The organism is Deinococcus aerolatus, from assembly GCF_014647055.1.
In the GTDB taxonomy this organism is placed as follows: Bacteria; Deinococcota; Deinococci; order Deinococcales; family Deinococcaceae; genus Deinococcus; species Deinococcus aerolatus.
Map to the genome: position 1 here is coordinate 43,583 of NZ_BMOL01000008.1, position 13,999 is coordinate 57,581.

Below are 13,999 nucleotides of genomic sequence, written 5' to 3' on the forward strand. Positions count from 1 at the left end.
ATGCGCGGCGCAATCGGGCGGGTGAACAATACACCATGACCACTTTCTCGCTGCGGGAGTTCCGCAAACCACAGGACTACGCCGCCGTCGCAGACGTGCTGAACGCCAGCAACCCGTCCTGGCCGCTGACGCCCGAACTCTTGCAGACCTGGGACGAGTCGCGCGATCTGGCGCTGTTCTACACCGAGGTGCTGGCCGAGCAGGACGGGCGCGTTGTCGCGGCAGGCGGCATCGGTCACGACGATTTTGCCTTTGAGGACTGGCGCTACTTCGGTCAGATGGGGGTCCACCCGGACTACCGGGGACAGGGCATAGGCACGGCGCTCCATGACGAACTGCTGCGCCGGGTGCGTGAGCGTGGGGCGCGTGAAGTTCGCACCATGTCCAGCGACGAGGCCACCGACGCACCGGGCCGGGCCTTTCTGGAGAAACGCGGTTACGTGGCGGCCTGGGAACGCTACGAGTCGCGGCTGAACACGGCGGACGTGGACCTTGCCCGCTTTGATGACCTGATGGCCTCGGTGGCCCAGGACGGGATCGAATTGCGCTCGTTGAACGACCTGCAAGACGAGCCACAGCGCAACCGCTGGCTGCACGAGCTGGACTGGGAACTGTTTCAGGACGTGCCGATGGGCATGACCCTGACCAAACGCCCGCTGGACGCCTGGGTTAAGCAGGAACTGGAAGACCCCACGCTGGCTGCCGGTCTCTCCTTCGTGGCCGTCCGTCCTGGCCGGCATGACCCGCTGACTGGCCCGTATGTCGGCTACAGCACGCTGGGGCGCAATCCATCCGGCTTTTACTACATAGGCATGACCGGGGTGAAGCGGGGGGATCGGGGCAAGGGCATCGCAAAAGCGCTGAAAGTGGCGGCCATGCGCGGCCTTGATGCAGCGGGCGGCGGCGAGATTCGCACCTTCAACGATCCGCCCAACGTCGCCATGATCGGAATGAATGAACAACTGGGGTTTAAACGGACCTCTACCCGCTACCGCTATGAGTTGAAACTGGAGGACACCCCATGACGGCAGCCACTCTGACCCTCCGCCCCGCCACCGACGCGGATCTGCCGGCCCTGGCGCGACTGATGAGCGGGGCCAATCCGCGCCACCCGGTCACGCCGCAGACCTGGGCGCAGGAGATCGCCGAACTGCGCGGGCATCCGCTGGGCCTGCACTTCACGCAGTGGCTGGCCGAGCAGGACGGGCAGCCGGTGGGCACGGCGCTGACCCTGCATCTGGCCGGGATGCACCACCCGGACCGCTACTGGGCCGAGGTGCTTGTTCCCCCACCGCACGCGCGGCGCGGCGTGGGGGGACGGCTGGCCGCCACGCTGGAGGCCCACCTGCAAGCACGCGGAGCGCGTGAGGTGCTGTCCGGCGCGTACGAGGACGAGCCGTGGGCGCTGAACTTTCTGACCCGGCGCGGCTTTTCCGAGACCATGCGGTACTTCGACAACGTGCTGGACATGGCTGAATTCGACGCTTCCGCCTGGGCCGAGGAGTCACAACTGCCGGATGGTCTGCGCGCCGTCTCGCTGGCCGAACTGATGGCACAGGTGGGCGTGGACGCCGCCGTCACCGCCTTCCACGCCGCCTTTGCCGAGGTTCGCGAGGACGTGCCGCGGTCGGGTGTTGCCACGCCGCTGACGCTGGAGGTGTTCCGCGCCCGCCTGAAAGGCCCGCAATTCTTCCCCGAAGGCATCCTGCTGGCCGTCACGGACGCGGGCGAGGTGGTGGCCCTGTCCGAGCTGCGGCCCAACGACAGCGATCCGGCGCGGCTGGACACCGGCCTGACCGGTACCCGCAGGGCGTGGCGGCGGCGCGGGCTGGCGCTGGCCCTCAAGCTGGCGGCGCTGCGGCTGGCGGGGGACATGGGGATTCGTGAGGTCTGGACCGGCAACGCGGACACCAACCTTCCCATGCTGGCGCTGAACGAACGTCTGGGCTTCTGCCCGCGCCCGGCATTTATCGAGATGCGCTGGGGGGGCGTGTGAGCGTCCCTGTCCGCCCGATTGAGGACGGCGAGTGGGAGGGGGCAGCCCGCATCCTGTCGCTGGCCCAGCCGCATGACCCCTGGAGCGCCGCAGAACTGCACAGGCGCGGGCAGGAGCAGGCGTCGTGGGGCTACACGGCTGGCGTGCTGGTGGCCGTGATGGACGGTGAGGTGCGGGGCATGGCCGCCTACGGGCAGAATCCCGGCGCGTACCACCCGCAGCGCTACGTGCTGGAGCTGGCGGTGGACCCGGCGCACGGGGGACAGGGCGTGGGCGGCGCGTTGTGGGCGGCCCTGGAAGCTGCCCTGCGCGGCCACGACGCGCGGCAGGCCCGTATCCTGGCCCGCGGGGACCACCCTGTCGCGCCCGGTTTTCTGGCCCGGCGCGGGTTCACGGCAGGCAAGCGGTACTTCACAAGTGCCCTGGACGTGACGGCCTTCGACGACTCGCCGTACCGTGACCTGCCCGGCAGGCTGGCCGCGCAGGGCGCCCGCATCCGCAGCCTGGCGCAGCTGCGGGCCGCAGGCACGCCGGACCTGGACACCCGCCTGCACGCCCTGATGTCTGATGTGCGCGGGGACGTGCCGCGCGACGATCCGGCCACGCCGCTGTCCCTGCAGGTGTTCACGGACGCCGTCCTGGGCGATCCCGGCCTGCTGCCGGAAGCCTATCTGGTGGCCGAGGCTGGAGGGGAGTGGATCGGCCAGACGGTTCTGTTTCGCAGCGGGGCCAGTCCGGAGCTGGGCACCGGGCTGACCGGCGTGACGCGGGGGTGGCGGGGCCGTGGCGTGGCGACGGCCCTGAAAGTCGCGGCCATTGGCGTGGCGCGTGGGCTGAGTGCGCCCACCATCCGCACCGACAACGCCAGTGACAACGTGCCCATGCTGCGCGTCAACGACCGTCTGGGCTTCGTGCGTGACCCGGCAACGGTCAGCTTTCTGCGGGTGTTCTGATCCGGAGGGCGGGGCGGTGAGGGACAATGGGGTGTGTTCTTCGTCTCGTCTTTCCCTCAGTCCCGGCCATGCTGCTGAGCATCGACTGGGACGCGTATTCCGGCACCCGTGAACTGGTCTTCGACGCGCCGATCTGGGGCACGCGCGATCTGGAACGGGACCGGCTGGCGGCGTGGCAGGCGCGGGCGCAGAAGCGGGGCGGGCAAGACTGGACCGCGCTGGACGACGATTTCCCCCTGTATCCCGGCTGGGAGGCGTTGCGGCAGTACGCCGGGGTGCCTGCCTTTGTGGCCCTCAGCCACGCGGACGCCTGGGGCTGGCTGAGGCAGTTTCCCGGCCAGGACGTGCTGAACATCGATTCGCACCATGACCTTGCCAGCCGCAGCGGGGACGCCCTGCGGGTGCGCCCCGGCAACTGGGCGGGCCTGGGCCTGCGGGCAGGGCTGATCCGCCGCTACACCTGCGGGTATCCGGGGTGGCACGCGGCCCTCCCGGTGGCCGAGGGCTTTGATCTGGAGCGCACCCGCGCCGAAGTTGCTCCTTTGCTGCCGCCGGAGGTCCTGGCCCGCGCCACGCTGGGCCGTGACCTGCCGCTGCCCCTCCCCGCACAGGTGACGGCGCTGCTGCTGGTGCAGTCCCCGGCCTGGACCAGTCCCGCCCACGACGCGGCATTTTTTGAGCTGGCCCAGCACCTGCACTGCGTCCCCCTGACCCAGCCGCTGCGGCGGCCCTCCGCCCCTTAGACCTCTTAAGGTCCGGACGGCAGGGCCGCGATACGATTCCAATCATCTATGTCCCTGCCCCTGATCGTAAGTGCCGGAGAAGCCCTGACCGACCTCGTGACCGCCGGGGGAGCCGCCTGGACGGCCCATCCGGGCGGGGCCGGCTGGAACGTGGCGCGGGCCTGCGCCGCCCTGGGTGTGCCCAGCGCCTTTGCCGGGGCGGTGGGCCGGGATAACTTCGGGGATGACCTGCTGGAGGCCTCTGCCGGGGCCGGACTGGACCTGCGCTTTCTGCAACGGGTGGACGCCCCCACGCTGATGGCGGTGGTGTACAGCGCCTCCCCGCCCGCGTACCGCTTTCTGGGCGAGAACAGCGCGGACCTGCACTTTGACCCGACCCAGCTGCCGGACGGCTGGCTGGGGGCCGCGAGGTGGCTGCACGTGGGCGGCATCAGCCTGAGCCGCTGGCCGCTGGCCGACACGCTGCTTTCTCTGGTGCGGGAAGCCCGCGCGGCAGGCGTGAAAGTCAGCTTCGATCCCAACGCCCGCCTCACCCACCGTCACCCGGAGTACCCAGCGGTCATGGAGCGGGTGGCGCGTCAGGCGGACCTGTTGAAGTTCAGCGACGAGGATCTGGCCTTTTTCTTCCCCAGCACCCCGGAGGCCGGGGCGATGCAGACACTGCGCGGCTGGAACCCGCGGGCGCCGATTGTGATCACGCGCGGCGCGGTGGGGGCCAGCCTGTACCACGCGGCGGGCCGGGCCGATCTGCCGGCCTTTCCGGTGCAGGTGGCCGACACCGTGGGCGCGGGCGACGCGCTGTGCGCCGGACTGCTGGTGTCGGCCACCGAACGCCCGCAGGCGCTGTGGACCGATCATCTGGCGCTGGGCCTGAAGGCCGCCGCCGCCGCCTGCGCCCACGCCGGGGCCTACGCGCCCACGCGGGCCGATCTGGCGGCGCTGGAAAAGGGCTGAGCAGGCGGCCCTAACGGTTCCAGAGGTACGGCGTGGTTGTCGTCACGGCCAGCAGGCCGCTGCGCTCCAGAATCGGGCGGGAGTATTCGCTGGAGTCGCTGTGCAGAAGGCGCACGCCGCGCTCCAGGGCGGAGCGGGCGCGGGCCGCAGTCAGGGCGCGGTACACGCCCCGGCCCCGCCACCCTGGCACCGTGCCGCCGCCCCACAGTCCAGCAAATTCGCTGTCTGGCACTACGTCCAGCCGGCCCACGCAGACCACCTCCTGTGGGGTCTCAGCGACCCACAGTTCCACGCGGCCCTGGCCTCCCTCGATGCGCCGCATCAGGGCGTCCACGCTGAAAGGCCGCCCGAAGGCCAGTTCCTGGGCGCGGACCGCCCGCCCCACGTCCGGGCGCGGATCGGGCTGGTGGTCAATGCGGCGAATGGTCACCCCCTGTGGAAGCGGAACCGGTTGGGTCAGGCACCGCGCCTCGCCCACCATGACCGTCTCGGGGGTGTCCGCCTGCAAGCCGTGCGCGATCAGGCGCTGCGGCAGGTCGGCGGGCGCGTCGTGGCCCCGCGTCTTCCACTCGAAGGAGGTGATCTGCGGGTCGGCAGCGTAGTGGGCGACGGTCTGCGCGATCAGGTGATCCAGCACCGACCCGGTCAGGCCGTCCAGCGAACGGTACGACACGAAGCCCCGGCTTCCGGATCTGCCGCGCCACAGCGGCCCGGCCCGGTCCACATTGTCGGTGCCGGTCATCTCGGCCCCCTCGCGCAACTGGGCGTCGTAGGCGGCCAGCAGAAGATTCCGGTCGACTTTGGGCGCGGGACTGGGCATGGCTCAGCTTAACGGCGGGCGCGTCCGCCGGTCTTCTTGAGAATCCTCTCGCAAGAACGCCCCGGTGGGCGTACACTGCCCCGGTGCTGGGCGTGGAACATCTCACCGTGAAGTACGGCTCTCAGGTTGCGCTGGAAGACGCCAGTGTGCGCTTCGAGGCCGGCACCTTCTCGGCCATCATCGGCCCCAACGGCGCGGGCAAGTCCACGCTGCTGCGGACGCTGGTGGGCCTGCTGCCGGACCACAACGACGCCGTGCGCTTCGATGCGGGGCACACCGCGCAGAACTGTATCTCCTACGTGCCGCAGCAGCAGACGCTGGACTGGGGTTTTCCGGTCACGGTCTGGGACGTGGCGATGATGGGCCGCACCGGGCGCCTGGGCTGGCTGCGCTGGCCGGGCCGGGCGGACCGCGAGCGGGTGGCGGCGGCGCTGAGGGAAACCGGCGTGTACGAGCTGCGTCACCGCCACATCGGTGCCCTGAGCGGGGGCCAGCGCCAGCGTGTGCTGCTGGCCCGCATGCTGGCGCGCGACGGCCACCTGTTACTGCTGGACGAACCGCTGACCGGTGTGGACGCCACGACGCAGGAACAGCTGATGGCCCTGTTGCGCGCCCAGGCTGATAGAGGCCGCGCCGTGGTGATGGTCACGCACGATCTGGAGCAGGCCCGGCGCTGGTGCGATCACCTGATCCTGATCAACCGGCGCGTGGTGGCCGACGGCACGCCCGAGCAGGTCTACACGCCGCAGAACATCGAGGCCACCTTCAGCACGTCGTTTCTGGGACACACGCATGCCGGGGCGTGAGCGGGCGGCGGCGTGCGCCGAACCTGCCCGCCTGCTGGCGCTCTGCCCGCGCGTGAGGCGCTGACGCTGTGGACTTCCTGACCGATCCCCTGCAATTTGATTTCTTCGTGCGGGCGCTGCTGGCCGTCGTGCTGGTCAGCGTGCTGTGTGCCCTGGTGGGCGCGTGGGTGGTGCTGCGCGGCCTGAGCTACATTGGGGACGCCATGAGTCACGCGGTGCTGCCGGGCATCGTGGGGGCCTTTCTGTCGGGCGGCAGCCTGCTGCTGGGGGCGCTGGTGGCCGCTGTGCTGACCGCGCTGGGCATCGGCGTGGTGGGCCAGCGCAGCGGCCTCAAGCAGGACAGCGCCATCGGCATCGTGTTCGTGGGCATGTTCGCGCTGGGCATCGTGATGCTCTCGCGGGTGCCCACCTTTACCTCGGACCTGAGCCACTTCTTAATCGGCAACCCGCTGGGCGTGACCACGGCGGACCTGTGGGGCGCGGCGGCAGTGACGCTGGTGGTGGGCGCCGTGTTGGGTGCGGTGCAAAAGGAACTGCTGCTGGCCTCCTTCGATCCCACCGAGGCGCGGGCGGTGGGCCTGCCGGTGCGCCGCCTGGAAAGCCTGTTGCTGATCCTGATCGGACTGGTGGTGGTGCTGACCGTGCAGCTGGTGGGCACCACCCTGAGCGTCAGCCTGCTGATCACCTCCAGCGCCGCCGCCCGCCTGCTGTCGCGCAGCCTGCCGCGCATGATCGCGCTGGCCGCCGCGCTGGGCACCGTGGGCGGCGTGGTGGGGTTGTACCTCAGCTATTACCTGGACACGGCGACGGGCGCCACCATCGTGCTGGTGAACACGGCGGTCTTCTTGCTGGTGCTGCTGTTCCGGCGGCGGGAGTAGGCAAGAGTAGGCAAAAGGGGGAACGCGGGGCCTCCGCTAAGGTTTCTGGCCTCCCCTGACCCACCCGCGATACACTCTCCCCAACGCTTCCGGGTTGCCCGGCGTTCGCCCTCCGTCCACTCAAAGGATGTTTCCAGTTGCGTCTCAACCCCCTGTAATCATGGATTGAATTGTCTTCCCAGTCTGTCTGGGAGGGCCTTCGCCCGCAGGGGGTGGAATGTGTTGTTGCGCTGTGCAGAAGTCGCCCGGATCTATGGCGACGAGACGGTGTTTGAAGGTGTGAATGTAGAGATCGGAGCGGGCGAACGCCTCGCGCTGATCGGGGAAAACGGCAGCGGTAAGAGTACGCTGCTGCGCGTACTGGCGGGGCTGGACGCGCCGGATGCGGGCACGGTGACGCGGGTGGGCCGGGTGGCCCTGCTGGCGCAGCACACGGAGTCGGAGGCGGGTACGCTGCTGGACGCCGTGACGCCCCCAGCATTATGGCGGGCGCGGCGGGCTTTCGAGGCGGCCTCTGCTGCGCTGGAACAGGCGGATGACGCGGCGCTGCACGCCTTCGCGGAGGCCGAGGAAACCTATCGGCGGGCTGGCGGCTACGACTTTGCGGCGCGGGCGGCGGGCGTGCTGGATGGTCTGGGCCTGGACGCGGGGCAGGACAGCGCCCGGTTGTCCGGCGGCCAGACCCGCCGCGTAATGCTGGCGCGGCTGCTGCTGTCGCCCGCCGACGTGTACCTGCTGGACGAACCCACCAACCACCTGGACGCGGACGGCGCGGCGTGGCTGGAAGGCTGGATTCGGGCCTCGGACGCGGCCTTCGTGCTGGCCAGCCATGACCGCGCCTTGCTGGACGCGGTGGCGGGACGCACGGCGGAACTGGAGCGCGGCACGCTGAGCGTGTACCCCGGCGCGTACACAGCGGCAATGACGGTCAAGGCGACGTTGCGGGCGGCGCAGGAGCGCGACCACGCCGCTTTCCGGCGCAAACGGGCAGCGCTGGAGGAGGAGCGGCGGCGGCAGGCCAGCAAGGGCGGGGTGGAGGAGAACCGCAACCGCGCCCCCGACAACGACAAGTTTCGCTCCACCTTCAAAGCGGAGCGGGGCCAGCAGATCTTCTCGGCCAGGGCAAAGGCGATGCAGCGGCAGATCGAGCATCTGGATTCTTACGCCACGGCCAAACCCTTTCAGGACCGCCGCACGGTGCGCCTGGAGTTGCCGCCCGCCCCACCCGGCCCCTCGAAAGTGCTGACGGTGCGCGAGTTAAGCGTCTGTCGCGCTGAGGCTACCATTCTGGCGGGGGTGAATCTAGACGTGCGGCGCGGCGACCGCATCGCCCTGACCGGGCCGAACGGCGGCGGCAAGAGCACGCTGCTGGGCGCCCTCCTGGGCACGCTGCCGTCCACGGGCGAGGTGCGCTGGGGGCCGGGGCTGACCGTCTATGCGGCGGGCCAGCACGGCGAGGAAGTGTCGGGGCTGGACACGGTGGGGAACGCGCTGCTGGACGCCAATCCCACCCTCACCCCGCACCAGTTGCACGAGGTGGCGGCGAGGCTGCAGCTGCCGGGCGGCCCCGCGTTTCCGCTGGCCGGGCTGTCGGGCGGCCAGCGCACCCGCCTGAGTCTGGCCCGCCTGAGCGTCACGCGGGCGGGGGTGCTGATGCTGGACGAACCGACGAACCACCTGGACGTGCGCGCCATTGAGGCGCTGGAAGGGCTGCTGCTGAACTTTCCCGGCACGGTGCTGCTGGCCAGCCATGACCGCGCGCTGACCCGGCGGGTGGCGACGCGGGTGTGGACGGTGGAGGGCGGCGGGGTACGTGAACTTCAGGTGGACGCTCCACCCGCCGGCGTTCCTACTGGAAGCGCACCGTCGCCAGCACCTTGGTAAACAGCGCGTTGGCCGCCGCGTAGCGGGCAGGCGAGTCGGTCAGCTGAAACGAGTACAGGTTCTTCGCGCCGTTGCCGTACCACACGCGAATCCGCAACTGGCCCTGCGGGTGGGTCACGCTGTACTCGCGCTCGCTGCCGCCCACGCCGCCGTAGCGGGCGGCCCGGCTGGACAGCTGCTTGAGGGTCACGCCGCTGGACTTGAGGCCCGCCTCGAACTTGGAAAATTCGGTGTTCAGGTCCACCGCCGCCCCGTTTTTGGGCATGAACAGCAAGCGGATCAGCGTGGCGGGCGGGGCCTTGGCCGACACCAGGCTGACGCCGGAGGTGCCGTCGGCAAAATCCGCGCCCAGCCAGCCCTGCGGCAGGCTGACCCTGAACGGCAGTTTGGCGTCGCTGAACGGCACCAGCGTCTGTGCGCCCGCTGCGCCCAGGCTGGAGGCGGCCAGGGCCAGTGCAGCGGCGGTCATCACGTGGGAGGCTTTCATAGCACCGACGGTAGCAACCCCCCGTGAGGACTGGGCGCGTCCCGGCGTCAGCGCCGGATCAGCCCCGGCCGGGGCCACAGCCGCAGGTTGCCCACACCGGCCACGTCACGCAGGTCCACCGGGCCGTAGATGCGGCTGTCTAGGCTGGACCCCAGGCGGCGGTTGTCGCCGATGACCCAGACCTTGCCCGGCGGCACCCGCAGTGGGGGCTGGTCCTGCACGAAGCCCTCGCTGGCGTAGCTCTCGGCCAGCGGGGCGCCGTTGACCACCACGCGCCCGTCCTGCACCACCACCGTGTCGCCGGCCAGCGCCAGGGCACGTTTGATGTTGTAGGGCCGGTGGCGCACCCCCCAGAGGGTCTCGAAGCTGTAGGGGCTGTCTGCCGGCGCCCTGAACACCAGCAGGTCGCCCCGGCGCGGGTACGGCGTGGGCAGGCCCCAGGCCCGCAGCCAGCGCGGGTACTTCAGCAGCAGCAGCACGTCGCCGCTGTTCAGGGTCTCCTGCATCGAGTCGCCGTCCACCCGCGCCAGCGTGCCCACGAAGGTGGTCAGCAGATACACCGGCAGCAGCGCCCCCAGAATCCACGTGCGCCAGGCCTGGCGCCAGGAGCCGGAAGTTGATGCGGGGGAGGCCGGATTCACGGCTGCCCAGGCTAGCAGAGTGGGGCCACGCGGCATCCTGACCTGCCGCCCACAGAGGGGCAGGCTATGACCCCTGGGCCGGAGCACGCAATGAGACCAGGGCACTCCCATACCGCGTCAGATCTTCATATTCGCTTCAGAGTTTGGGTGGAACTTTCGGCTGGGGCCTTACCCTGCGTGATATGAGTGCTCCCGCGCAACCCCAGCTCAAGATTGAGAAATACGAAGAGGGCGACGGCGTCCCCGCCCAGACCGGCAAGATGGTCCGGGTGCACTACACCGGCACGCTGGAAAACGGCCAGCAGTTCGATTCCAGCCGTGACCGCGGCGAACCCATCGAGTTCCCGCTGGGCGTGGGCTACGTGATTCCCGGCTGGGATCAGGGCATCGCGCAGTTGCGGGTGGGCGACCGGGCCAGGCTGACCATCCCCGCGGCCCTCGGCTACGGCGAGGCGGGCGTGCCCGGCGTGATTCCCGGCGGCGCGACACTGATCTTCGACGTGGAACTGCTGGACGTGCGCTGAGCCACTGACCCTCGCCGCCTGCGTCTTTTGAGGGACGCAACCCTGGCCCAGTCTGGGGCGTAATGTGAATCATGACCCATCCAGACGATCAGCGGCCTCCGGCCGACCCACCGGCCGAGGGTGAGGCGCAGCCGGCACGCCGGCCCCAGGGCAATGCCCCCTCGTGGGTAGACGACGTGCTGGGCAAACCGGCCACGCCAACGCCCCCAGACGGTCCTGACCCAGATGGTCCTGCGCTAGGCAAGCCCAACCTCAGCAAGACCCCGGCTTCGGGGGGTGACCTGCGGATTCCCGAACCCGCGCGGCCCACTCCGGCCCCGGTGCCCGGTCCAGAGGACTGGATTTCCCGCGTCACGGGCAGCCCGCCCCCGCCCAGCGTCCAGACCCCCAGCGCCCAGATCCCCAGCACGCTGCATGGCAGCGTCCCGCAGGCCAGCCCTCAGCCGCGCCCCACCGCGCCGGACCTGGACGCCTGGGGGGAGCCGCAGCGGCCCCTGTTCTCGCCGGCCACCCAGGCGGACGAGCGGCCCGTCAGACCGGATGTGGAGGGGTCGGCGCCGACGAGTGACGTTGCCCAGAAACGCCTGATTGCCGGGCTGCTGGGGATTTTTCTGGGTAGCCTGGGCGTTCATAAATTCTACCTGGGCCTGAACACCCAGGGCCTGCTGATCCTGGGCGTCAACGTCGGCGTGTGGATTCTGGCCCTGCTGGTCGGCCTGTTAACGCTGGGCCTGGGGCTGATCATCACCATTCCGCTGGCCGGTCTGGTCAGCAGCGCGCTGGGGCTGCTGGGCCTGATCGAGGGCATCCTGTACCTGACCAAATCCGACACGGATTTCCAGCGGGACTATCTGGTGACCAGGAAGCCCTGGCTGTAAACAACAGGCTGCAAAGAAGCGGGCGGGGACCCGGGCCGGACCCTCAGCCCCGCTCCTCCAGTGCCCCCGCGATATCCGCCTTCAGGTCGGCGACGGCCTCCACGCCCACGCTCATGCGGATGGTCTGGGGGGTGACCCCGGCGGCGCGGCGGGCGGCTTCGGGAACGCGCCCGTGGGTGGTGGTCCAGGGGTGCACAACCAGGGTCCGGACGTCGCCCAGGTTGGGGGCAATGCGCAGCACGCGCAGCCGCGACAGGAAGGCGGCGGGGTCCGGCACCTCAAAGGCCAGCACTGCGCCGTGCCCGCCGTGCAGGTAGCGCCCCGCCTGGGCATGAAAGGGGTGGTCTTCCAGGCCCGGATAGCTGACGCTGCCCACGCTGGGCTGCTCCCGTAGCCAGCGGGCCAGTTCCAGCGCGCTCTCGCATTCGCGTGACAGCCGCAGCGCCAGCGTTTCCAGCCCCTGCGCGATTAAAAACGCGCTGTGGGGGGCCAGGTTCATGCCCAGCTGACTGGCCCCCAGCCAGCGCTGCCGCCACGCCAGCGCCGCGTCCCCGCGCACGTTCAGGACGCTGTTCTCGCCGCCGTCGGTGTAGCTGGGGTTGCGGGTCAGGGTGTGCCGCGTGCCAACCGTGACGCTGCCGCCCATGACGCTGCCGTGGCCGCCCGCCCACTTGGTCAGCGACTGCGCCACGATGTCGGCCCCGTGCTGCAGCGGACGGCACAGGTAGCCCACGCCCCCGCAGGTGTTGTCGATGGCCAGCAGAGCACCGAGTTCATGTGCGATTTCAGCGAACGCCCCGATGTCGGCGATGTCCCCGGCCGGATTGCTGATCATCTCGGCCCAGACCAGCCGGGTGTTGTCCTGCATGGCGGCACGAATGGCGCTGGGCGTGTTGTCCACCAGCGTGGCGGAAATGCCCATCAGCGGCAGGATGTTGCTGAGCATGCCGGTGGTGCCGCCGAACAGGCTGGACGCCGAGACCACATGGTCCCCGGCGCGGCACGCACTCAGGATGGCGGTGAGGGTGGCGGCCTGGCCGCTGGCAAGGGCCACCGTGCTGTCCCCGCCCTCCAGCGCGGTGATCCGGCTTTCCAGGGCGCGAACGGTGGGATTTTGCAACCGGGCGTAGCTGAGGCCGGTGTTGTTCTCGAACTCATTCTGCGCCTGCTCCAGCGTGTCGAACTGAAAGGCGGCGGCGGCGTGGATGGGAAAGCCGATGGTCTGCCCCAGCCCCCGCGGAATGCTGGACTGCACGGCAGCAGTTTCGTAGCCCCAGTCGGTGTCGGGCAGGTCGGCAGGGGAGGGGTCGCTCATGCGTCCACGCTACGCGCGTGCGGGCCGGAACGCACGGGGCATGTCCATCACACCAGGCCCGGTGCTGACGTTCGGGGTGCTGACGTTCAGGCGGTCAGCCTCAGCGGCTTCAGACCTTGCCCCTGATGGCGTCGCGGATCTCGGCCAGCAGTTTTTCCTCGTTGCTGGGCTGGGCCACCGCTGCCTTATCCTCGCGCTTGAAGCGCTCGATCAGGTGGTTGAAGGGAATGATGACGAAGAAGTAGATGATGGCCGCCGTCAGAATGAAGCTGAGCAGCGAGGTCAGGAACGCGCCGTACTTGAAGATGCTGCCGTTGACCGTGAAGGTCAGCGCCGTGAAGTCCGGCACCCCGCCGAAAATGCCAATAATCGGAAGGATCAGGCCGCTGGTGAAGGAATCCACCAGTTTGCCGAAGGCCGCCCCAATCAGCACGCCGACAGCAAGGTCTACGAGGTTGCCGCGCAACAGGAACTTCTGAAATCCACGCACCATATGTGAAGTGTGCTTCATTTGATGTTGGGTGGCAACTGCGATGACCCCCGGCACGGCGCATCCACCCCACGCGTCCTGGCATGAGCGTCCAATCCACTGTGGGGGAGCGAGGGACGAAGAGAACAAGCATGCCTGTGGGCCATGGCAACCCAGGTCGTGTGGGGAAGCGGTGAGCGTCAGTCCACTATGATCGTGTCCATGTCCCTGACCCCCACGGCCCTGCTGTTCCTCAGCGTGCAGCGCTGGCGTCTGGAAGGCCACCCGCACGAGCGGGAACTGGCACGCGGGTGGGCGCGGGCGGTGGATGAGGCCCGCGCGGGCGGGCAGTTGATCGTGCTGCTTCAGTGGGACGGCGCGGCCGACACGCCGGGCGAGACCTTCGGCAAGGGCTGGACGCTGCACCCCGATTTCCGGGCTGAGGCGGGTGACCTGCTGATCCGCGCCATGCTGCCGGACGCCTTTGCCCATACCGATCTGGCTGCTGAACTGCACGCCCGCGCCGTCCGCGATCTGGTGCTGCTGGCCCGGCCGGACGCCCCGGAAGCGGCGGCCACCGCCGGGTCAGCCCAGGCCGCCGGCTTTACCGTGCGCGTGCTGGACCTTCCTGCCCTGGCCTGAGCCGTCCCA

At 69.6% G+C, this 13,999-nt stretch carries 16 protein-coding genes; 11 read left to right on the top strand and 5 right to left on the bottom strand.

Translation table 11 applies throughout. The annotated features are described in order from the left end of the window. Positions 1 to 35: 35 nt before the first annotated feature. The 5 genes from IEY31_RS09815 to IEY31_RS09835 all read left to right on the top strand — a co-directional run bounded on the left by IEY31_RS09815 (position 36) and on the right by IEY31_RS09835 (position 4,646). Entirely contained in the window at positions 36 to 1,025 is a 990-nt protein-coding gene (locus tag IEY31_RS09815; protein WP_188971430.1) for a GNAT family N-acetyltransferase, read from the top strand. Beyond that, positions 1,022 to 1,996 carry a GNAT family N-acetyltransferase gene (locus IEY31_RS09820; RefSeq protein WP_188971432.1) on the top strand — a complete coding sequence of 325 codons (975 nt, stop codon included), beginning with the start codon at positions 1,022 to 1,024 and terminating at the stop codon, positions 1,994 to 1,996. The genes IEY31_RS09815 and IEY31_RS09820 overlap by 4 nt, the downstream gene beginning before the upstream one ends. Continuing rightward, positions 1,993 to 2,949 carry a GNAT family N-acetyltransferase gene (locus IEY31_RS09825; RefSeq protein ID WP_188971434.1) on the top strand — a complete coding sequence of 319 codons (957 nt, stop codon included), beginning with the start codon at positions 1,993 to 1,995 and terminating at the stop codon, positions 2,947 to 2,949. Before IEY31_RS09820 ends, IEY31_RS09825 begins: the two co-directional genes overlap by 4 nt. Before the next feature lie 68 nt (positions 2,950 to 3,017). Then, a complete protein-coding gene (locus tag IEY31_RS09830; RefSeq protein WP_188971436.1) occupies positions 3,018 to 3,692 on the top strand; it encodes an arginase in 675 nt (224 codons plus the stop codon). Positions 3,693 to 3,740: 48 nt separating this feature from the next. Next, complete coding sequence (locus IEY31_RS09835; protein WP_188971438.1) at positions 3,741 to 4,646, top strand: carbohydrate kinase family protein; 906 nt, start codon at positions 3,741 to 3,743, stop codon at positions 4,644 to 4,646. Positions 4,647 to 4,656: 10 nt separating this feature from the next. Here IEY31_RS09835 and IEY31_RS09840 read toward each other — a convergent pair whose 3' ends face one another. Beyond that, complete coding sequence (locus tag IEY31_RS09840) at positions 4,657 to 5,466, bottom strand: GNAT family N-acetyltransferase (protein WP_188971440.1); 810 nt, start codon at positions 5,464 to 5,466, stop codon at positions 4,657 to 4,659. A gap of 83 nt (positions 5,467 to 5,549) precedes the next feature. Between IEY31_RS09840 and IEY31_RS09845 the strand changes: the two genes are divergently transcribed. The 3 genes from IEY31_RS09845 to IEY31_RS09855 all read left to right on the top strand — a co-directional run bounded on the left by IEY31_RS09845 (position 5,550) and on the right by IEY31_RS09855 (position 9,034). Beyond that, positions 5,550 to 6,272, top strand: a complete 723-nt coding sequence (locus IEY31_RS09845) for a metal ABC transporter ATP-binding protein (RefSeq protein ID WP_188971442.1) — start codon at positions 5,550 to 5,552, stop codon at positions 6,270 to 6,272. Positions 6,273 to 6,340: 68 nt separating this feature from the next. Next, positions 6,341 to 7,150 carry a metal ABC transporter permease gene (locus IEY31_RS09850; RefSeq protein WP_188971444.1) on the top strand — a complete coding sequence of 270 codons (810 nt, stop codon included), beginning with the start codon at positions 6,341 to 6,343 and terminating at the stop codon, positions 7,148 to 7,150. A 219-nt stretch (positions 7,151 to 7,369) separates the two neighbouring features. Further along, positions 7,370 to 9,034: an ABC-F family ATP-binding cassette domain-containing protein gene (locus IEY31_RS09855; RefSeq protein WP_229723465.1), complete on the top strand. Its 1,665-nt coding sequence runs from the start codon at positions 7,370 to 7,372 to the stop codon at positions 9,032 to 9,034. On the opposite strand, the gene IEY31_RS09860 is transcribed toward IEY31_RS09855, so the two are convergent. Together IEY31_RS09860 and lepB are read right to left on the bottom strand one after the other, a co-directional pair. Next, positions 9,000 to 9,521, bottom strand: a complete 522-nt coding sequence (locus tag IEY31_RS09860) for a hypothetical protein (RefSeq protein ID WP_188971449.1) — start codon at positions 9,519 to 9,521, stop codon at positions 9,000 to 9,002. The two genes, IEY31_RS09855 and IEY31_RS09860, sit on opposite strands and share 35 nt — an antisense overlap. 47 nt (positions 9,522 to 9,568) lie before the next feature. Beyond that, positions 9,569 to 10,162, bottom strand: coding sequence for a signal peptidase I (lepB, locus tag IEY31_RS09865; protein ID WP_229723466.1), 594 nt, complete (start codon positions 10,160 to 10,162; stop codon positions 9,569 to 9,571). Between the two features lie 182 nt (positions 10,163 to 10,344). Here lepB and IEY31_RS09870 point away from each other — a divergent pair, with 182 nt between their 5' ends. Together IEY31_RS09870 and IEY31_RS09875 are read left to right on the top strand one after the other, a co-directional pair. After that, on the top strand, positions 10,345 to 10,686 hold the full coding sequence (locus tag IEY31_RS09870; protein WP_188971453.1) for an FKBP-type peptidyl-prolyl cis-trans isomerase: 342 nt from the start codon (positions 10,345 to 10,347) through the stop codon (positions 10,684 to 10,686). A 71-nt stretch (positions 10,687 to 10,757) separates the two neighbouring features. Continuing rightward, positions 10,758 to 11,564 (top strand): TM2 domain-containing protein, encoded by an 807-nt coding sequence (locus tag IEY31_RS09875; protein WP_188971455.1) that lies wholly within the window; start codon positions 10,758 to 10,760, stop codon positions 11,562 to 11,564. Positions 11,565 to 11,607: 43 nt separating this feature from the next. Here IEY31_RS09875 and IEY31_RS09880 read toward each other — a convergent pair whose 3' ends face one another. Both IEY31_RS09880 and mscL read right to left on the bottom strand, forming a co-directional pair. Then, positions 11,608 to 12,879 carry an aminotransferase class V-fold PLP-dependent enzyme gene (locus IEY31_RS09880; protein WP_188971457.1) on the bottom strand — a complete coding sequence of 424 codons (1,272 nt, stop codon included), beginning with the start codon at positions 12,877 to 12,879 and terminating at the stop codon, positions 11,608 to 11,610. Positions 12,880 to 12,988: 109 nt separating this feature from the next. Then, on the bottom strand, positions 12,989 to 13,372 hold the full coding sequence (gene mscL / locus IEY31_RS09885) for a large conductance mechanosensitive channel protein MscL (protein ID WP_188971459.1): 384 nt from the start codon (positions 13,370 to 13,372) through the stop codon (positions 12,989 to 12,991). Positions 13,373 to 13,570: 198 nt separating this feature from the next. Between mscL and IEY31_RS09890 the strand changes: the two genes are divergently transcribed. Next, positions 13,571 to 13,990, top strand: coding sequence for a cysteine hydrolase family protein (locus IEY31_RS09890; RefSeq protein ID WP_188971461.1), 420 nt, complete (start codon positions 13,571 to 13,573; stop codon positions 13,988 to 13,990). The last annotated feature ends 9 nt before the right edge of the window (positions 13,991 to 13,999 follow it).

Coding starts and splice junctions, on each gene's coding strand:
- IEY31_RS09815 (WP_188971430.1), top strand. CDS start 36: ATGACCACTTTCTCGCTGCGGGAGTTCCGCAAACCACAGGACTACGCC.
- IEY31_RS09820 (WP_188971432.1), top strand. CDS start 1,022: ATGACGGCAGCCACTCTGACCCTCCGCCCCGCCACCGACGCGGATCTG.
- IEY31_RS09830 (WP_188971436.1), top strand. CDS start 3,018: ATGCTGCTGAGCATCGACTGGGACGCGTATTCCGGCACCCGTGAACTG.
- IEY31_RS09835 (WP_188971438.1), top strand. CDS start 3,741: ATGTCCCTGCCCCTGATCGTAAGTGCCGGAGAAGCCCTGACCGACCTC.
- IEY31_RS09840 (WP_188971440.1), bottom strand. CDS start 5,466: ATGCCCAGTCCCGCGCCCAAAGTCGACCGGAATCTTCTGCTGGCCGCC.
- IEY31_RS09860 (WP_188971449.1), bottom strand. CDS start 9,521: ATGAAAGCCTCCCACGTGATGACCGCCGCTGCACTGGCCCTGGCCGCC.
- IEY31_RS09870 (WP_188971453.1), top strand. CDS start 10,345: ATGAGTGCTCCCGCGCAACCCCAGCTCAAGATTGAGAAATACGAAGAG.
- IEY31_RS09875 (WP_188971455.1), top strand. CDS start 10,758: ATGACCCATCCAGACGATCAGCGGCCTCCGGCCGACCCACCGGCCGAG.
- IEY31_RS09880 (WP_188971457.1), bottom strand. CDS start 12,879: ATGAGCGACCCCTCCCCTGCCGACCTGCCCGACACCGACTGGGGCTAC.
- mscL (WP_188971459.1), bottom strand. CDS start 13,372: ATGGTGCGTGGATTTCAGAAGTTCCTGTTGCGCGGCAACCTCGTAGAC.
- IEY31_RS09890 (WP_188971461.1), top strand. CDS start 13,571: ATGTCCCTGACCCCCACGGCCCTGCTGTTCCTCAGCGTGCAGCGCTGG.